Annotated in this window: 15 protein-coding genes; 8 read left to right on the top strand and 7 right to left on the bottom strand. The window is 74.5% G+C overall.

The genetic code is table 11. The annotated features are described in order from the left end of the window. Nucleotides 1-2 precede the first annotated feature (2 nt). On the top strand, nt 3-1,091 hold the full coding sequence (locus ACYVG5_RS08950; protein ID WP_222049060.1) for an EAL domain-containing protein: 1,089 nt from the start codon (nt 3-5) through the stop codon (nt 1,089-1,091). Nucleotides 1,092-1,143: 52 nt separating this feature from the next. Here the strand turns inward: ACYVG5_RS08950 and ACYVG5_RS08945 are convergent, their stop codons facing one another. Further along, nucleotides 1,144-2,067, bottom strand: coding sequence for an aldo/keto reductase (locus ACYVG5_RS08945; RefSeq protein ID WP_222048957.1), 924 nt, complete (start codon nt 2,065-2,067; stop codon nt 1,144-1,146). A 347-nt stretch (nt 2,068-2,414) separates the two neighbouring features. Between ACYVG5_RS08945 and ACYVG5_RS08940 the strand changes: the two genes are divergently transcribed. Then, on the top strand, nt 2,415-2,702 hold the full coding sequence (locus tag ACYVG5_RS08940; RefSeq protein ID WP_222048958.1) for an HU family DNA-binding protein: 288 nt from the start codon (nt 2,415-2,417) through the stop codon (nt 2,700-2,702). A gap of 86 nt (nt 2,703-2,788) precedes the next feature. On the opposite strand, the gene ACYVG5_RS08935 is transcribed toward ACYVG5_RS08940, so the two are convergent. Then, on the bottom strand, nt 2,789-3,337 hold the full coding sequence (locus ACYVG5_RS08935) for a DinB family protein (protein ID WP_222048959.1): 549 nt from the start codon (nt 3,335-3,337) through the stop codon (nt 2,789-2,791). Nucleotides 3,338-3,369: 32 nt separating this feature from the next. On the opposite strand from ACYVG5_RS08935, the gene folP reads away from it, so the two are divergent. From folP to ACYVG5_RS08910, 5 genes are all read left to right on the top strand, one after another. After that, complete coding sequence (gene folP / locus ACYVG5_RS08930; protein ID WP_222048960.1) at nt 3,370-4,230, top strand: dihydropteroate synthase; 861 nt, start codon at nt 3,370-3,372, stop codon at nt 4,228-4,230. A gap of 104 nt (nt 4,231-4,334) precedes the next feature. Next, nucleotides 4,335-4,763, top strand: coding sequence for a PaaI family thioesterase (locus ACYVG5_RS08925; RefSeq protein ID WP_222048961.1), 429 nt, complete (start codon nt 4,335-4,337; stop codon nt 4,761-4,763). Nucleotides 4,764-4,850: 87 nt separating this feature from the next. Continuing rightward, nucleotides 4,851-6,479, top strand: coding sequence for a 4-coumarate--CoA ligase family protein (locus ACYVG5_RS08920; RefSeq protein WP_222048962.1), 1,629 nt, complete (start codon nt 4,851-4,853; stop codon nt 6,477-6,479). Between the two features lie 57 nt (nt 6,480-6,536). After that, entirely contained in the window at nt 6,537-7,529 is a 993-nt protein-coding gene (locus ACYVG5_RS08915; protein WP_222048963.1) for an NAD(P)H-quinone oxidoreductase, read from the top strand. Between the two features lie 90 nt (nt 7,530-7,619). Next, nucleotides 7,620-8,462: a PhzF family phenazine biosynthesis protein gene (locus ACYVG5_RS08910; protein ID WP_222048964.1), complete on the top strand. Its 843-nt coding sequence runs from the start codon at nt 7,620-7,622 to the stop codon at nt 8,460-8,462. Nucleotides 8,463-8,465: 3 nt separating this feature from the next. Here the strand turns inward: ACYVG5_RS08910 and ACYVG5_RS08905 are convergent, their stop codons facing one another. Beyond that, a complete protein-coding gene (locus ACYVG5_RS08905) occupies nt 8,466-9,683 on the bottom strand; it encodes a cysteine desulfurase-like protein (protein WP_222048965.1) in 1,218 nt (405 codons plus the stop codon). Nucleotides 9,684-9,810: 127 nt separating this feature from the next. Between ACYVG5_RS08905 and ACYVG5_RS08900 the strand changes: the two genes are divergently transcribed. Then, entirely contained in the window at nt 9,811-10,347 is a 537-nt protein-coding gene (locus tag ACYVG5_RS08900) for a bacterial proteasome activator family protein (protein ID WP_222048966.1), read from the top strand. Nucleotides 10,348-10,397: 50 nt separating this feature from the next. On the opposite strand, the gene ACYVG5_RS08895 is transcribed toward ACYVG5_RS08900, so the two are convergent. From ACYVG5_RS08895 to serS, 4 genes are all read right to left on the bottom strand, one after another. Next, the gene (locus tag ACYVG5_RS08895) at nt 10,398-12,032 is read right to left on the bottom strand and encodes a methyl-accepting chemotaxis protein (RefSeq protein ID WP_222048967.1); all 1,635 of its coding nucleotides are present in this window, start codon (nt 12,030-12,032) and stop codon (nt 10,398-10,400) included. 128 nt (nt 12,033-12,160) lie between these two features. After that, nucleotides 12,161-12,973, bottom strand: a complete 813-nt coding sequence (locus ACYVG5_RS08890) for an HAD-IIB family hydrolase (protein WP_222048968.1) — start codon at nt 12,971-12,973, stop codon at nt 12,161-12,163. Then, nucleotides 12,966-13,955: an HAD family hydrolase gene (locus tag ACYVG5_RS08885; RefSeq protein WP_222048969.1), complete on the bottom strand. Its 990-nt coding sequence runs from the start codon at nt 13,953-13,955 to the stop codon at nt 12,966-12,968. Before ACYVG5_RS08885 ends, ACYVG5_RS08890 begins: the two co-directional genes overlap by 8 nt. Beyond that, a complete protein-coding gene (gene serS / locus ACYVG5_RS08880; protein WP_222048970.1) occupies nt 13,952-15,256 on the bottom strand; it encodes a serine--tRNA ligase in 1,305 nt (434 codons plus the stop codon). Before serS ends, ACYVG5_RS08885 begins: the two co-directional genes overlap by 4 nt. Nucleotides 15,257-15,320 lie beyond the last annotated feature (64 nt).

Below are 15,320 nucleotides of genomic sequence, written 5' to 3'. Positions count from 1 at the left end.
CGATGCTCCCGCGGCCGCCCTGGGACTGCCGGCCGCTCCTGGCCGACCCCAAGGACCTGACGGTGGTCTTCCAGCCCATCGTGGACCTCGCCTCGGCCGGCATCGCCGGCTACGCGGCGTCGGCCCGCTTCCCGGGCACCGCGGCCCCCGACGTCTGGTTCGCCGCGGCGACGGAAGCAGGTCTCGGCGCCGAGCTGGAGGCGCTGGCGATCAGCCACGCGCTCGCCGCGCTGCCGGACCTACCGCCCAGCACCTTCCTCAGCGTCGACGTCAGCCCCCACCTGCTGGGCAGCGCCCCGGTCGCCGCGGCGTTCGCCGCGCCGGCCACCCTGCGCCGGGTGGTGGTGAGGCTGACCGGGCACACCCCGGTCGGGGACATCGGCGCGCTACGCGAGCAGACTGCCGCGCTGCGCGGCCGCGGTGCCCGCATCGCCATCGACGACGACGGCTCCGGCTACGCCGGACTCCAGCAACTGGCCGAGCTGCGGCCCCAGCTGGTCACGCTGGACCGCGCCCTGGTGACCGGCGTCGACGACGACCCGGTGCGATACGCGCTGGCCGAGCTGGTCGGCGCCTTCACCGGGCGGATCGACGCCTGGCTGCTGGCCGACGGCATCGAGACCTCCGGCGAGCTGGCCGCCTTCGCCCGGCTCGGGGTCCCGCTCGCGCAGGGCTGGCTGCTCGGCCGCCCGGCGCCGGGGTTCGCGCCGCTGACCCCGCAGGTGGTCGACATGGTGCGCGGCCAGGTCGCCCGGGCCCGGCGGTCGGAGAGCGTGGCCGGCCTGCTGCGTCCGGTGCGGCAGCGTCCGGCCGGCGGGGACGACGGCACCGCGCCGCCGCCCTACGTCCTGGTCGACGACGACGGGACGCCGTCGGGGATGGTGCTGACCGACCCGCACTCGGGCCGGTCGTACCCCGCCGCGGTGTCCCTGCGGGTGCCGCCGGCGGCCGACGTCACCGAGACCCTGCAACGCGCGCTGACCCGGTCGCCCGCCCAGCGCTTCGACCCGGTCGTGTGCACCGCCCGCAACGGCGAGGTGCTCGGCCTGCTGCGGATGGAGGACCTCGCCTCCGCGGCCGCGACCCGCTGAACCCGCAGGTGGAGTGGATCCGTCGACGTGTCGCCGGACGGATCCACTCCGCTCATGCGCTGGCGTCGCTGAGGCGCCGGCGCTGCTCGTCGGTGAGCACGAGGTCCTGCATCGGCAGCAGGTCGGCCAGCTGCTCGACCGAGCGGCCGCTGGCGATCGGCGCGACCACGGTGGGCTGGTCGGCCAGCCAGCGCAGCGCCACCGCCGCCCCGGGCACCCCCTGCTCGGCGGCGACGCCGGCCAGGGCGCCGAGCACCCGGTCCCCCTGCTCGCCCACGTATACCGAGGCGCCCTTGGCGCGCGGCGAATCGATCTGCTCACCGGCCCGGTACTTGCCGGTCAGGAAGCCCTTGGCCAGCGAGAAGTAGGGCAGCGCGCCCAGACCGTTGGCGGCGACGACGCCGGCCAGCTCGTCCTCGTAGGCCGGTCGCTCCATCAGGTTGTAGAGCGGCTGGAGGGCCACGTAGCGGGGAACGCCCAGCCGCTCGGAGATCTCCAGCGCCTCGGTCAGCCGCTTCGCCGAGTAGTTCGACGCCGCGACGTACCGCACCTTGCCAGCCTGCACCAGCGCGTCGAAGGCGGTGAGCGTCTCCTCCAGCGGCGTGGTCTCGTCGTCGTAGTGGGCGTAGTAGAGGTCGATGGTGTCGACCTGCAGGTTGCGCAGCGACCGCTCGGCGGCGGCCGCGATCTCGCCGGCCGACAGCGGGTGCTCCTTCTTCCCCGGCGAGGCCTTGGTCGCCACCACCATCCGGTCCCGCGTGCCGCGCTCGGCCATCCACCGGCCGAGCACCTGCTCGGAGACGCCGTTGCCGTACATCTCCGCGGTGTCGACGAACGGCGACTGCGTGCTCGGCGTGGCGTCCAGGAAGCGATCGAGCAGGGCGAAGGACGTCGGCTCGTCCGCCGTCCAGCCGAAGACGTTGCCGCCCAGGCAGAGGTCGCTGACGGTCAGATCGGTCCCGGGGAGCTGTGGCATGGCCGCCACGCTATGTGCGCCCCCGGGCGGCTGCCCGCCGGGCCCGGTGATCCTCCGGGCGTGACTGCTGGGGCCCGCGGGTCGAAAAAGCCCGGAAACTCGGGACTTCGGCTGGCCAGGACCGGGGTAGTCATGGCAGCGTGCGCCCAGTTCCTGGTCGACGACGTGGTCGGCCAGCCCCTCCCACCGGGACCCCTGTGCTGGAGTTGTCAGCAGCACCGGGCACGGTGGAGACCCCGGCGTCCACCAGGACGACCAGGGTGCCGCGCCCGTCGACCGGGCGCGCCGACCAACGGCGACCGCCCCGCACCGGGGTCGGTCGCCGATACCCCAGCGAGAGGAACCCGATGAACAAGGCTGAACTCGTCTCCGCCATCGCCAAGCGCGCCGACGTTCCCGCGTCGACCGTCGACTCCGTGATCGACGGCCTGCGCGAGGAGCTGGTCGAGGCCATCACCCGCGGCGACAAGGTGGCCGTCCCCGGCCTGCTGACCGTCGAGCGCACGCAGCGCTCGGCGCGCACCGGCCGCAACCCGCAGACCGGCGAGTCGATCGACATCGCCGCGGCCCACACCGTCAAGGTGACGGCCGGCTCGAACCTGAAGAAGGCCGCCAGCGCCGTTCCGGTCGACTGAGGACCCGGCACCTGCGCCCCCGCCCCCGCCCGACCCGCGGTCAGGCGGCGGGCGGGGGCGCCGCTCGCCGGTGAGCCAGGACGGCGTCAGTCGCCGGTGACGCCGTCGATCGCCTCCCGGAGCAGGTCGGCGTGGCCGTTGTGCCGGGCGTACTCCTCGATCATGTGCAGGTGGATCCAGCGCAGCGACACCCGCTGCCCGTGGCGGGGGCTGGCGCCGGTGTCGTCCAGGGAGTCGTGCGCAGCCGCCAGCGCCCGGCTGGTCGCCAGCTCCCCGGTGAACGTGGCGAGCTCCCGCGCGACCGCGGTGTCGGCGTCGGGGTGGTCGGGGTCGCGGCCCACGCCGTCGAAGTCGCCGTCGTCGTCGTCCGGCCCGTAGTACAGCGGCGCGGCCTGCTGCCCGTCGAGCACCCGGCGGAACCAGGACCGCTCCACCTCGGTCATGTGACGGACCAGTCCGCGCAGGCTCATCGTCGACGGCGGGACCGACCGCCGGCCCAGCTGCTCGGCGGTCAGCCCGGCGCACTTGTGCAGCAGCGTCGCGCGGTGGAACTCCAGCCAGGCCTCCAGCGCCGCCCGCTCACCGTCGCGGAACGGCGGGTCGACGCGCTCGGGCACGGCGGGGAACTCGGTCATGGGCACAGCATGGCGTCTGCTTGGCTGTACCGGTGCTGCGACTCGGTGCCCTGGACGTGCCCGACGGGCGGCTGGTCGTGATGGCCATCGTGAACCGCACCCCCGACTCCTTCTACGACCGCGGTGCGACCTACGAGCTCGAGGCGGCGGTCGAGCGGGTCGGCCGGGTCGTCGCCGAGGGCGCGGACATGGTGGACGTCGGCGGGGTCAAGGCGGCGCCCGGTGAGTTCGTCTCGCCGGCCGAGGAGGTCCGGCGGACCGTCGACCTGGTGGCCGCCATCCGCGACGCCCACCCCGCGCTGCCCATCTCGATCGACACCTGGCGGGCCGAGGTGGCCCGGGAGGCGCTGGCCGCCGGCGCCGACGTGGTGAACGACGCCTGGGGCGGGGTCGACCCGGAGCTCGCCGGGATCGCCGCCGCGGCCGGTGCGGGCATCGTCTGCACCCACGCCGGTGGGCTCCCGCCCCGCACCCGGCCGCACCGGGTCAGCTACCCCGACGTGATGGCCGACGTCCTCACCCGGACGACGGCGCTCGCGGAGGCCGCCGTCGCCGCCGGCGTGCCACGGGAGCGGGTGCTCATCGACCCCGGGCACGACTTCGGCAAGAACACCCGGCACTCCCTCGAGGTCACCCGGCGGCTGGACGAGATGGTCGCCACCGGCTGGCCGGTGCTGGTCGCACTGTCGAACAAGGACTTCGTGGGCGAGACCCTCGACGTCCCGCTCGACCAGCGGCTGACCGGCACGCTGTCCGCCACCGCGGTCAGCGCCTGGCTGGGCGTGCGGGTGTTCCGGGCGCACGACGTCGCCGCCACCCGCCAGACACTGGACATGGTGGCCTCGATCCGCGGCGACCGCCCGCCGGTGCACGGCATCCGCGGGCTGGCCTGAAAAAGGACCTCCCTCCTCCCCACCGCTCGCGAGCTCGCGGCGGGCCCCTGGAGGGAGGCCATCGGCGCGGGTCCCTGCGGCGGGGCCGGGCTAGGTTGCCCGGCATGGCCGCCACCGGGTTCCACACCGCCGACCAGCTCAACGAGATGCTGCCGGGCACGCTCCCGGGCCTGCTGGGCATCGTGATCGACAGCCACGAGGCCGGCCGGCTGACCGCCCACCTCGACGTCCGCCCCGACCTGCTGGCCCCCAACGGCTACCTGCACGCGGCCACCGTGGTGGCCCTGGCCGACACCGGCTGCGGGCTGGCCACCCGGGCGCTGCTGCCCGAGGGTGCCAGCGGCTTCACCACCGTCGAGCTCAAGAGCAACCACCTGGGCACCGCTCGCGAGGGCCGGATCGCGGCGGTGGCCACCAACGTGCACGCCGGGCGGACGACGCAGGTCTGGGACGCCGTGGTGACCGACGCCGGCAGCGGGCGGACGGTCGCGCTCTTCCGGTGCACCCAGTCGGTCCTCTGGCCGAGGACCTGATCGGTACCTGCCGGTCATCCGTTCGCCCCGCAGCTCGGCAACGGGTGTGAGACTGGCGTCACGTTGCACCTGAGTCGAGGAGGACCCGTGGCGTTCGCCAGTCGCTATCCCGATGTCGAGATCCCCGAGCTGTCGGTGCCGGAGTTCGTGCTGGCCGGCGCGGCCGCGCGCGGCGACGCCCCGGCGCTGATCGACGGCATCACGGGCGACACGATCAGCTTCGCCCAGTTGGCGCACCACGTGGGTCGGGTGGCCGCCGCCCTGCACGCCCGGGGCCTGCGCAAGGGCGACGTCGTGGCGGTGCTGTGCCCCAACACGATCTGGTACCCGGTGGTCTTCCACGGCATCGCGGCGGCCGGCTGCGTGAGCAGCCCGATCAACTCGCTCTACACGCCGGAGGAGATCGCCTTCCAGCTGAAGGACTCCGGCGCCAAGGTGCTGGTCACCATCTCGCTGTTCATGGAACGCGCGCTGGCCGCGGTCGACAAGCAGCCGGTCGACGAGGTCATCGTGCTCGACGGCGCCGAGGGGCATGCCTCGCTGATGGACCTGCTGACCAGCGACGCCCCGGCCCCCGAGGTCTCCATCGACCCGGCCACCGACCTGGTGACCCTCCCCTACTCCAGCGGCACCACCGGGCTGCCCAAGGGCGTCATGCTCACCCACCGCAACCTGGTGGCCAACGTCGAGCAGTGCCGCCCGCTGTTCGAGCTGCACGAGAGCGACGAGCGGGTCATCGCCGTCCTGCCGTTCTTCCACATCTACGGCCTGACGGTGCTGATGAACCAGGGGCTGGCCTGGGGCTGCGCCGTGGTGACGCTGCCGCGGTTCGACCTCGAGCAGTTCCTGCGGACCCTGCAGGACCAGCAGGTCACCCGGGCCTACGTGGCTCCGCCGATCCTGGTGGCGCTGGCCAAGCACCCGCTGGTCGACCAGTTCGATCTCTCCTCGCTGCGCACCATCACCTCCGGTGCCGCGCCGCTGGACGAGTCGCTGGCCCAGGCCGTGGAGACCCGGCTGCGCCGCGGCGCCCCGGACGGCGTCGTCGTCGGGCAGGGCTACGGGATGACCGAGCTGTCCCCCGTCTCGCACAGCAGCCCCGAGGCCGGCCACGAGCCGCCCGGCGCCGGCGGCCCCGTCCCGAAGGGCACGGTCGGCTACGCGATCCCCAACACCGAGTGCCGGCTGATCGACCCGGCCACCGGCGAGGACGCCGCCCCCGGCGAGCGCGGCGAGCTGTGGGTGCGCGGCCCGCAGGTGATGGCGGGGTACCTGAACAACCCGCAGGCCACCGCCGAGACGCTGGACTCCGACGGTTGGCTGCACACCGGCGACGTCGCGATGGTCGACGACGAGGGCCGCTACACCGTGGTCGACCGGGTCAAGGAACTGATCAAGTACAAGGGCTACCAGGTGGCCCCGGCCGAGCTGGAAGCGGTGCTGCTGGGCCATCCGGAGATCGCCGATGCCGCAGTGATCGGCGTGCGGGACGCCGACGGCGAGGAGCTGCCCAAGGCGTTCGTCGTCCGGGCGCCGGGCTCCTCGCTCACCGAGGACGGCGTCAAGGCCTTCGTCACCGAGCGGGTGGCCCCGCACAAGAAGGTCCGGCTGGTGGAGTTCATCGAGGCGGTGCCCAAGTCCGCCGCCGGCAAGATCCTGCGCAAGGACCTGAAAGGAAGGACCCCGTCCTCCTCACCCCTCGCAAGCTCGGGATGAACCTCTGGACGGGGCCACACGGTGCGCGGCAGCGGCCCCCGGCTTAGCGTCGGGGTCATGCGTGCGGTCACGATCAGCGAACCCGGCGGCCCCGAGGTCCTGGGCTGGGGTGAGGTGCCCGATCCGGTGTGCGGGCCGGGTGAGGTGCTCGTCGACGTCGTCGCGGCCGCGGTCAACCGGGCCGACCTGCTGCAGCGGCGCGGCAACTACCCGCCGCCCCCGGGCGCCAGCGCCGTCCTGGGCCTGGAGTGCAGCGGCGTCATCAGCGAGGTCGGCCCCGGGGTCTCCGGCTGGTCGGTGGGCGACGAGGTGTGCGCGCTGCTGTCCGGCGGCGGCTACGCCGAGCGGGTGGCCGTTCCGGCGGCCCAGCTGCTGCCCCGGCCCTCCGGGGTCGAGCTGGCCACCGCGGCCGCGCTCCCGGAGGTCGTCTGCACCGTCTGGTCCAACGTCTTCCTGCTCGCCGGCCTGCGCGCCGGCGAGGTCTTCCTGGTGCACGGCGGCTCCAGCGGCATCGGCACCATGGCGGTCCAGCTGGCCGTGCGGGCCGGCGCCCGGGTCGCGGTGACCGCCGGCAGCCCGGCGAAGCTCGACTTCTGCCGCGAGCTCGGTGCCGACATCCTGGTCAACTACCGGGACGAGGACTTCGTGGAGCGGGTGCGGACGGCGACCGACGGGCACGGCGCCGACGTCGTCCTGGACATCATGGGCGCGAAGTACCTCGCCCGGAACGTCGACGTGCTGGCCACCGGTGGCCGGCTGGTGAGCATCGGCATGCAGGGCGGCACGAAGGCCGAGCTGGACCTGGGCAAGCTGATGCGCAAGCGGGGCTCGGTGCACGCCACCGCGCTGCGCTCCCGCCCGGTCGAGGGCCGTGGCGGCAAGGCGGAGATCGTCGCTGCGGTGCGGCACGACGTGTGGCCCGACGTCGAGCGCGGCGCCGTCCGGCCGATCGTGGACCGCCGGCTGCCGATGTCGCGGGCCGGCGAGGCGCACGCCCTGATCGAGGCCAGCGACCACATCGGCAAGGTCCTGCTGCTCCCGGACGCCTGAGAAAGGACCCCACTGCCCCCCACCGCTCGCAGGCTCCCGGCGGGCCCCTGCAGCGGGGCCACTGGTTTCCACCACCCCGAGGAGAACCCCATGCCGCAGCGCGCCCGCCCCTTCGCCCAGGTCGACGTCTTCGGCGCCGGGCCCTACCTGGGCAACCCGGTCGCCGTCGTCCTGGACGGCACCGACGTCGACGACGCGGCCATGGCCGGTTTCGCCCGGTGGACCAACCTCTCCGAGACCACGTTCGTGCTGCCCCCGACCACCGCCGACGCCGACTACCGGCTGCGGATCTTCACCCCCGGCGGGGAGATCCCCTTCGCCGGGCACCCGACGCTGGGCTCGGCGCACGCCTGGCTGACCACCGGCGGCTCCCCGCGCCGCCCCGGGGTCCTGGTCCAGGAGTGCGCGCTGGGGCTGGTCGAGCTCCGGCCGGCCACCGACGAGATCAGCTTCAGGGCGCCGGAGCCGCTCCGCACCGGCCCGCTGGACGACGACCTCCTGGCCCGGATCGCCCGGGGACTGCGGACCGACCCGGCCGCCGTCGTGGCACACCAGTGGGTGGACAACGGCCCGGGGTGGGCCGCTGTCCAGCTGGCCACCGCCGCCGAGGTGCTCGCCCTGGAGCCCGACGACGCCCTGATGGGCGAGCTGGTGCTCGGAGTGGTCGGCGCGCACCCCGCCGGCGCGCCCGAGCAGTTCGAGCTGCGCGCGTTCTGCGCGCCCCTCGGCGTCCGCGAGGACCCGGTCACCGGCAGCCTCAACGCCGGCGTCGCGCAGTGGCTGATCCAGACCGGCGCCGCACCCGCGACCTACCGCGCCGCCCAGGGCAGCCGGGTGGGCCGCCGCGGGGTGATCGCGGTGCGGCACGAGGACGGCGGCACCTGGATCGGGGGTGCGTCGACGACGTGTATCACCGGCGAGGTCGAGCTGTAGTGCTCAGCGGAGGGCGGCGACGCTCTCGATCAGGTGCTCGACGTCGCCGGCGGTGTTGTAGTGCAGCAGCCCGAACCGCACCGCTCCGCCGGTCTCGTTGACCCCGATCGCGTCGAACAGCTCCCGGGCGTAGAAGTCGCCGTCCCAGGCGCACACGTTGTGGCGGGCCAGCTCCCGGGCCACCTGCCGGGGCCGCATCCGCGAGACGGTGAACGACAGGGTCGGGGTCGGGCGCACCGGCGCGCCGAGCACCTGGACGTGCGGCATCGCGCGCAGCGCCCGGTCCAGCCGGCCGAACAGCTCTCCCTCGTACCGCTCGACCGCGCCCATCGAGGTGGCCAGCCGCTGGCGGCGGGTCCCGGTGGCGGCCGGGCAGAGATCGGCGAGGTGCTCGACAGCCGCGGTCAGCCCGGCGTAGAGCTCGAACGGCGGGGTGCCGGCCTCGTACCGGTCGGGCACCCGGTCCGGCGCGGGCATGAGCTTGTCGGGCCAGAACTCCCCGAGCAGCCCGGGGTCGGCGACGACGGCCGCCACGTGCGGACCGCACCACTTGTAGGCCGAGACGGCGAGGAAGTCCGCGCCCATGGCGCGCAGGTCGAGCAGCCCGTGCGGTGCCGCGTGCACGCCGTCGACGTAGACCAGCGCCCCGACCCGGTGCGCCCGCTCGGCGATGCCGGCGACGTCGGGCCGGGTGCCGATGGCGTTGCTGGCGGCGCTGACCGCGACCAGCCGGGTGCGCGGGGTGAGCAGCTCGTCGTACTGCCAGACGGGCAGCTCGCCGGTCTCGATGTCGACCTCGGCCCACCGGACCTGCACGCCGGTCTCGTCGGCGACCTGCATCCACGGGCGCACGTTCGCGTCGTGGTCCAGCCGGCTGACCACGACCTCGTCGCCGGGCCGCCACTGCTTGGCCAGCGCCCGGGCGAGCGAGTAGGTCAGGCTGGTCATGTTGGCCCCGAGGACGACGCCCGCCGGCGTCGCGCCGACCAGGTCGGCCACCGCCGAGCGCGCACCGGAGACGAGCTGCTCGGCCCGGGCGGAGGCGGGGAAGACGCCGCCGCGGTTGGCGATCGGCACCCGCATCGCCTGGGAGACCGCGCGGATGACGCTCTCGGGGACCAGTGAACCGGCCGGGGCGTCGGCGTGCACGAACCCGTCGGACAGGCCGGGGAACAGCCCGCGGACACGGGCGACGTCCAGCCGCCCGCCCCCCGATGACATGCCGCGAGCCTAGTCAGTGGCCACCTCCCGGCCGGTCCGCCGCCGACCGGCCGGAACGGCCCGCCGCGAGCTCCCGGACCCGACCGCGCCCGCACCTGCTCGGCGGCCAGCAGGCAGGATGGGGGGCATGACGGCAGCAGGAAACGGCGGGCAGCGCCCCCAGCAGGTCCTCGTAGTGGGGCCCGACGGTCAGCCGGTGGGCTCGATGCCCATGCCGGCCGACGGCGAGGATGACGGCGCGGCGGCCATCGGCGACCTGGTCGAGCAGCCCGCCAAGGTCATGCGGATCGGCACGATGATCAAGCAGTTGCTGGAGGAGGTCCGGGCGGCTCCGCTGGACGACGCCAGCCGCAACCGGCTGCGCGACATCCACGCCTCCTCGATCCGCGAGCTGGAGCAGGGGCTGGCCCCGGAGCTGCGCGAGGAGCTCGAGCGGATCACCCTCCCCTTCGCCGAGGACGAGACGCCGTCGGACGCCGAGCTGCGGATCGCCCAGGCCCAGCTGGTCGGCTGGCTGGAGGGCGTCTTCCACGGCATCCAGACCGCACTGTTCGCCCAGCAGATGGCCGCCCGGGCGCAGCTGGAGGAGATGCGGCGCAAGGCGCTGCCCGGCGGCCAGCAGGCCGGCCCGGAGGTCCGCCCCGGCGGGGGGCAGTACCTCTAGGACGACGGGGGCAGGGTTCCCTGCCCTCGGACGGTGCTGGTGGTCCGCCGTCAGACGGTGAACCTGCGGACGGCGTCCTGCAGCTCGCTGCTCATCCGCGACAGCTCGGCCGCGGCCAGCTGGGCGTCGGCGACCCGGTCGTTGGTCTGCTGGGTGCCGGCCGCCAGGCCGGTGATCGCGCTGGCGATGGACCGGGAGCCGTCCGCGGCCTCCCCGACGTTCCGGTTCATCTCGTTCGTGGTGGCGGTCTGCTCCTCCACCGCGGCGGCGATCGTGGCCTGGAAGTCGTTGATCTCCCCGATCACCGAACTGATCTGACCGATCGCGTCCACCGCCCCGGCGGTGTCGGCCTGGATCGCCGCCACCCGCTGGGAGATGTCCTCCGTGGCCCGCGCCGTCTCCTGCGCCAGCTCCTTCACCTCACTGGCCACCACCGCGAAGCCCTTGCCGGCCTCCCCGGCCCGCGCGGCCTCGATCGTGGCGTTCAGCGCCAGCAGGTTGGTCTGCTCCGCGATCCCGTTGATCAGCTTCACCACCGCGGCGATCTCGGTCGAGGAGTCACCCAGCTTCCCCACCGTCCGCGTCGTCGCCTCGGCCACACCCACGGCCTGACCGGCCACCCGCGAGGCCTCCGTCGCGTTCTGGCTGATCTCCCGGATCGCCGCCTCCATCTGCTGCGACCCCGTCGCCACCGTGTCCACGCTCGAGGCCACGTCACCGGCCGACGCCACCACCACGTCCGCCTGACCCGCCGCGGTCTGCGCGTTGTCGGCGATCGCGTCGGAGGCAGTGCTCAGCTTCCGCGACGCGGTCTCCAGCCGGTTCGCCGAGGCGCCCACCAGCGTCAGCACGCCCGACAACGCATCGAGGGTGTGGTCCAGCGACCGGGCGACCTCGCCGATCTCGGCGCCGCCGGTCTCCCCGACCCGCACGCTCAGGTCGCCGTCGGCCACCTGGTCGAGCACCTGCCGCACCCGCTGCACCGGCCGGGTCACCGACCGCACGACCAGCAGGGCGAGCACCACGGCGACCGCCAGGCCCAGCGCCACCACCACGACCGTCCAGTTCCGCGCCGCGGCGTAGGTGTCGCGCGCCATCGCGGCGGTGTCCGCGGCGACGCGGCTCTGCGCCTCGGTGGACTCTCCCAGCGCCTCCACCGCGACGGCCTCGAACTCCTTCATCTGCCCGATCGTCGCGGCTGCGGTCACCATGTCGTTGCCGGCCAGCGACGCCTGCAGGTCCCGCTGCAGCTGGAAGTAGCTGGCCGCCGCCGCCTGGTACTCGGCGAAACGGTCGGCCACCCCGGGTGCGAGCGGGGCAGCCGCGACCACGGCGCCCTGGGCCTCCAGGGCCTCCTGCGCTTCGGCTGCGGACGCGGCGTCCTGCGCGTTCACCGCGGGGCCGGCGCTGACGATGTTGGACCGCGCCGAGTACGCCTCGTGGATCCACCAGGCGGCCTGCAGCGTCTGCAGTTCCTTGAGCGGCACCGCTCCCTCGGTGTAGACCCGCTCGGCGTCGGCGCTGAGAACCGACATCCGCTGCACCCCGAAGGCGCCGACGGCCAGCGTGGTCAGCGCGACCAGCAGGATCGCGGCGAGCAGCCGGCCACGCAGGCCCACGCGGGCCAGCACGGCTCGGCCGGCCGAGCCGTCGGAGGTGCGGACATCGAGGTCGGGGACTGCCATCTGCGCTCTCCTGACGAGGGGGCGTCCAGCACGCCCGGTCCTGCCGTCATCGGCAGCCGGGGGCGGCACCTGAACCCGGCAGGCCGGCGGGTCCGGAATCCGCAACCGCTCCGGCGGTGGTGTCCGGCTCAGCTGCGGGGCAGGCTCGCCAGGAAGGCCGCCACCCCGTCGGCGTCGTTGGTGCCGGTGACGTCGGTGGCCGCGGCGAGCACCTCCGGATGGGCGTGTGCCATCGCCACTGCGCGGCCCCCGCCCTCGCGCACCCAGTCGAACGCGGCGACGTCGTTGGGCATGTCACCGAAGTAGACGACGTCGCCCGGCCCCAGCCCCAGGTCGCCGGCGACCCGGGCGAGCCCGGTGGCCTTGGTGACCCCGCGCGCCGAAATCTCGGCCAGCGCGTCGGTGGAGCTGTTGGTGACCGTCGCCCGGTCGCCCACCACCTCCTCGACCAGCGCGACGAAGGCGTCCCGCGGCATCGACTCGTGCCGGGCGAGCAGCTTGGCGACCGGCCGGGCCACCATCTCCTCCAGCGTGGCGACGGCGACGCCGGGAGCGTTGACGTCCCAGCGCGGCTGGTACACCGGCTCGTGCCGGAACTGGTCGCCGTACTCGACGGCGAACCAGGTGGTCGGCTCGCCGGCCCGCAGCCCGGCGGTGATCTCCCGCAGCACCTCCGGCTGCACCGGGAACTCTTCGAGCACGGTGAGCCCGCCGAGGTCGAGCAGCACGGCGCCGTTGCAGCAGATCGCCGTCCCGGAGCCGATCACGTCGCGGATGCCGGCCATCCACCGCGGCGGCCGGCCGGTGGCCAGCACCACCGGGACGCCGTCGTCGCGCCAGCGGTCCAGCTCCGCCCGGGTCTGCGCGCTCACCGTCTCGTCGCTGCGCAGCAGCGTGCCGTCCATGTCGCTGGCGATCAGCCGCGGCCGCCAGTCAGACACCGGCGGCCTCGCGACCGCTGTCGATCCCGGCCAGCACGGTCTCGAGGTAGCGGGCGACGCCGTCGGCGTCGTGCCCGCTGGTGCGCCCGGCCGCCGCGGCGCGTACCGCCGGGTGCGCGTTGGCCATGGCCACCGCCCGGCCGCCGGCCTCGGTGACCGCGTCGATCATCGGCAGGTCGTTGGGCATGTCGCCGAACACGAGCACGTCGGGGAAGGCCAGGCCGTAGGTGTCGAGCACCACGGCCAGACCGGTGGCCTTGGTGACGCCGGGGGGCAGCACCTCGATGAAGCCCAGCCCCGCGTGGGTGAGCTCGGCGACCGCCGGGTCGACCACCCGCTGGGCGATGCCGAGCAGCTCGTCCTCCCCCAGCGACGACGAGCGCAGGAAGACCTTCAGCACCGCCCCCACCGGCAGCACGTCGTGGCGCGGCAGCAGGTGCGCGGGCTCGGGGTAGGGCCAGTCGAAGCCGTGCTGCACGCGCAGCGGGGCCAGCTCACCGTCCTGCAGCGCCTCGGCCTGCTCGGCGGCGTCCTCGACGGCGACGATCAGCTCGCCGGCGACATCCTCGATCGCGGCGATGACCGCCGTCGCGTCGTCCCGCGCCATGCCCACGGTGCGCAGCACCTCGTCCCGGCCGCCGTCGGTGCCGAAGCGGACGACGTACCCGCCCTGGGCGAGGACGGCGATGCCCCGGCCGCCGACCGCCCCGCGGACGCTGTCCAGCAGCCGCGGGCCCCGGCCGGTCACCCCGACGACCGGGATGCCGGCGTCCCAGCACGCGGCCAGCGCGGCCCGGGTGCGGGGGCTGACCCCGCCCGCGGAGTCGAGCAGCGTCCCGTCCAGGTCGGTGGCCACCAGCCGCGGACGCCAGCCGTCGAGCTCGGCGGCGAGGTCGCCGAGATCGACCACCTCGCGTGCCCCGGCCGCGGCGTGCGGCGAGGTGAGGCCGTTGGCGGCACGCGCGGGGAGTCGGGTGCTCACCCGACCAGCCCCGGGGCCGCCACCGGCGCCAGCGCCATGCCGGGGGTGAGCACCGCGTGACCGCCCAGCCAGGGCCGCAGGGCGACCGGCACGTGCACCGAGCCGTCGGCCTGCTGGTGCACCTCGAGCAGGCAGGCGATGGTGCGGGCGATCGCACACAGGGTGCCGTTGAGGGTGGCCGCCGGCTGCGGCCGGCCGTCGGCGTCGCGGGTGCGGATGGCGAGCCTGCGGGCCTGGAAGGTGGTGCAGTCCGAGGTGCTCGTCAGCTCGCGGTAGGTGCCCTGGCTGGGGAACCACGCCTCGATGTCGAACTTGCGGGCCGCGCTGGTGCCGAGGTCCCCGGCGGCGATGTCGACCACCCGGTAGGGCAGCTCCAGCGCCTGCAGGAACTCCTCCTCCCACTGCAGCAGCCGCCGGTGCTCGGCGGCAGCCTCCTCGGGTGCGCAGAAGCTGAACATCTCGACCTTGTCGAACCAGTGCACGCGGATGATGCCGCGGGTGTCCTTGCCGTAGGAGCCGGCCTCGCGGCGGAAGCAGGACGACCAGCCGGCGTAGCGGCGCGGGCCGGCGGACAGGTCGAGCACCTCGTTGCTGTGCATGCCGGCGATCGCCACCTCGGAGGTGCCGACCAGGTACAGGTCGTCGCGCTCGACCCGGTAGACCTCCTCGTCGTGCTCGCCGAGGAAGCCGGTGCCCTCCATGGCCTCGGGCTTGACCAGCGCCGGGGCCACCACCGGGATGAAACCGGCCGCGACGGCCCGGGTGATCGCCAGCTGGGCCAGCGCGAACTCCAGCAGCGCGCCCGGGCCGGTGAGGAAGTAGAACCGGGCGCCGGAGACCTTCGCGCCGCGCTCCATGTCGATCGCGCCGAGGGCCTCGCCGATCTGCAGGTGGTCCCGGACCTCGAAGTCGTAGCCGGGCACCTCGCCGACGGTGCGCAGCGTCACCGCGTCGTCCTCACCGCCCGGCGGGACGTCGGGGTGCACGACGTTCGGGATGCGGAGGTGGACCGCGCGCAGGGCCGCGTCGGCGGCCCGCTCGGCCTCCTCGGCCGCCCGCACCTGGGTGCTGAGCGCCTTGGCCCTCTCCAGCACCGCGGGCCGCTCCTCCGGCGAGGCGCCGCGCACCGCCTGCGAGGCGGCCTTCTGCGCGCCGCGGAGGTCGTCGGCGGCCTGCACGGCCGCGCGCCGTCCGGCGTCGGCGGCGAGCAGCGCGTCGACCAGGGACTCGTCGGCACCACGCGCCCGCTGGCTGGCACGGACGAGGTCGGGGTGCTCACGCACGAGTCGCAGGTCGATCACGGTGCAATGTTGTCATCCTCCGGATGACACCGCGGCCAGGCGCCGTGCCCCACTCGCGCTGAGC

This window comes from Modestobacter lapidis (genome assembly GCF_054780755.1).
Note: the sequence above shows the minus strand (reverse complement) of the source record. Positions and strands in the feature narration are given on the sequence as shown.

Excerpts from the sequence above, each read along its gene's own strand:
- ACYVG5_RS08950 (WP_222049060.1), top strand. The coding sequence starts at position 3 with ATGCTCCCGCGGCCGCCCTGGGACTGCCGGCCGCTCCTGGCCGACCCC.
- ACYVG5_RS08945 (WP_222048957.1), bottom strand. The coding sequence starts at position 2,067 with ATGCCACAGCTCCCCGGGACCGATCTGACCGTCAGCGACCTCTGCCTG.
- ACYVG5_RS08940 (WP_222048958.1), top strand. The coding sequence starts at position 2,415 with ATGAACAAGGCTGAACTCGTCTCCGCCATCGCCAAGCGCGCCGACGTT.
- ACYVG5_RS08935 (WP_222048959.1), bottom strand. The coding sequence starts at position 3,337 with ATGACCGAGTTCCCCGCCGTGCCCGAGCGCGTCGACCCGCCGTTCCGC.
- ACYVG5_RS08925 (WP_222048961.1), top strand. The coding sequence starts at position 4,335 with ATGGCCGCCACCGGGTTCCACACCGCCGACCAGCTCAACGAGATGCTG.
- ACYVG5_RS08915 (WP_222048963.1), top strand. The coding sequence starts at position 6,537 with ATGCGTGCGGTCACGATCAGCGAACCCGGCGGCCCCGAGGTCCTGGGC.
- ACYVG5_RS08910 (WP_222048964.1), top strand. The coding sequence starts at position 7,620 with ATGCCGCAGCGCGCCCGCCCCTTCGCCCAGGTCGACGTCTTCGGCGCC.
- ACYVG5_RS08905 (WP_222048965.1), bottom strand. The coding sequence starts at position 9,683 with ATGTCATCGGGGGGCGGGCGGCTGGACGTCGCCCGTGTCCGCGGGCTG.
- ACYVG5_RS08900 (WP_222048966.1), top strand. The coding sequence starts at position 9,811 with ATGACGGCAGCAGGAAACGGCGGGCAGCGCCCCCAGCAGGTCCTCGTA.
- ACYVG5_RS08895 (WP_222048967.1), bottom strand. The coding sequence starts at position 12,032 with ATGGCAGTCCCCGACCTCGATGTCCGCACCTCCGACGGCTCGGCCGGC.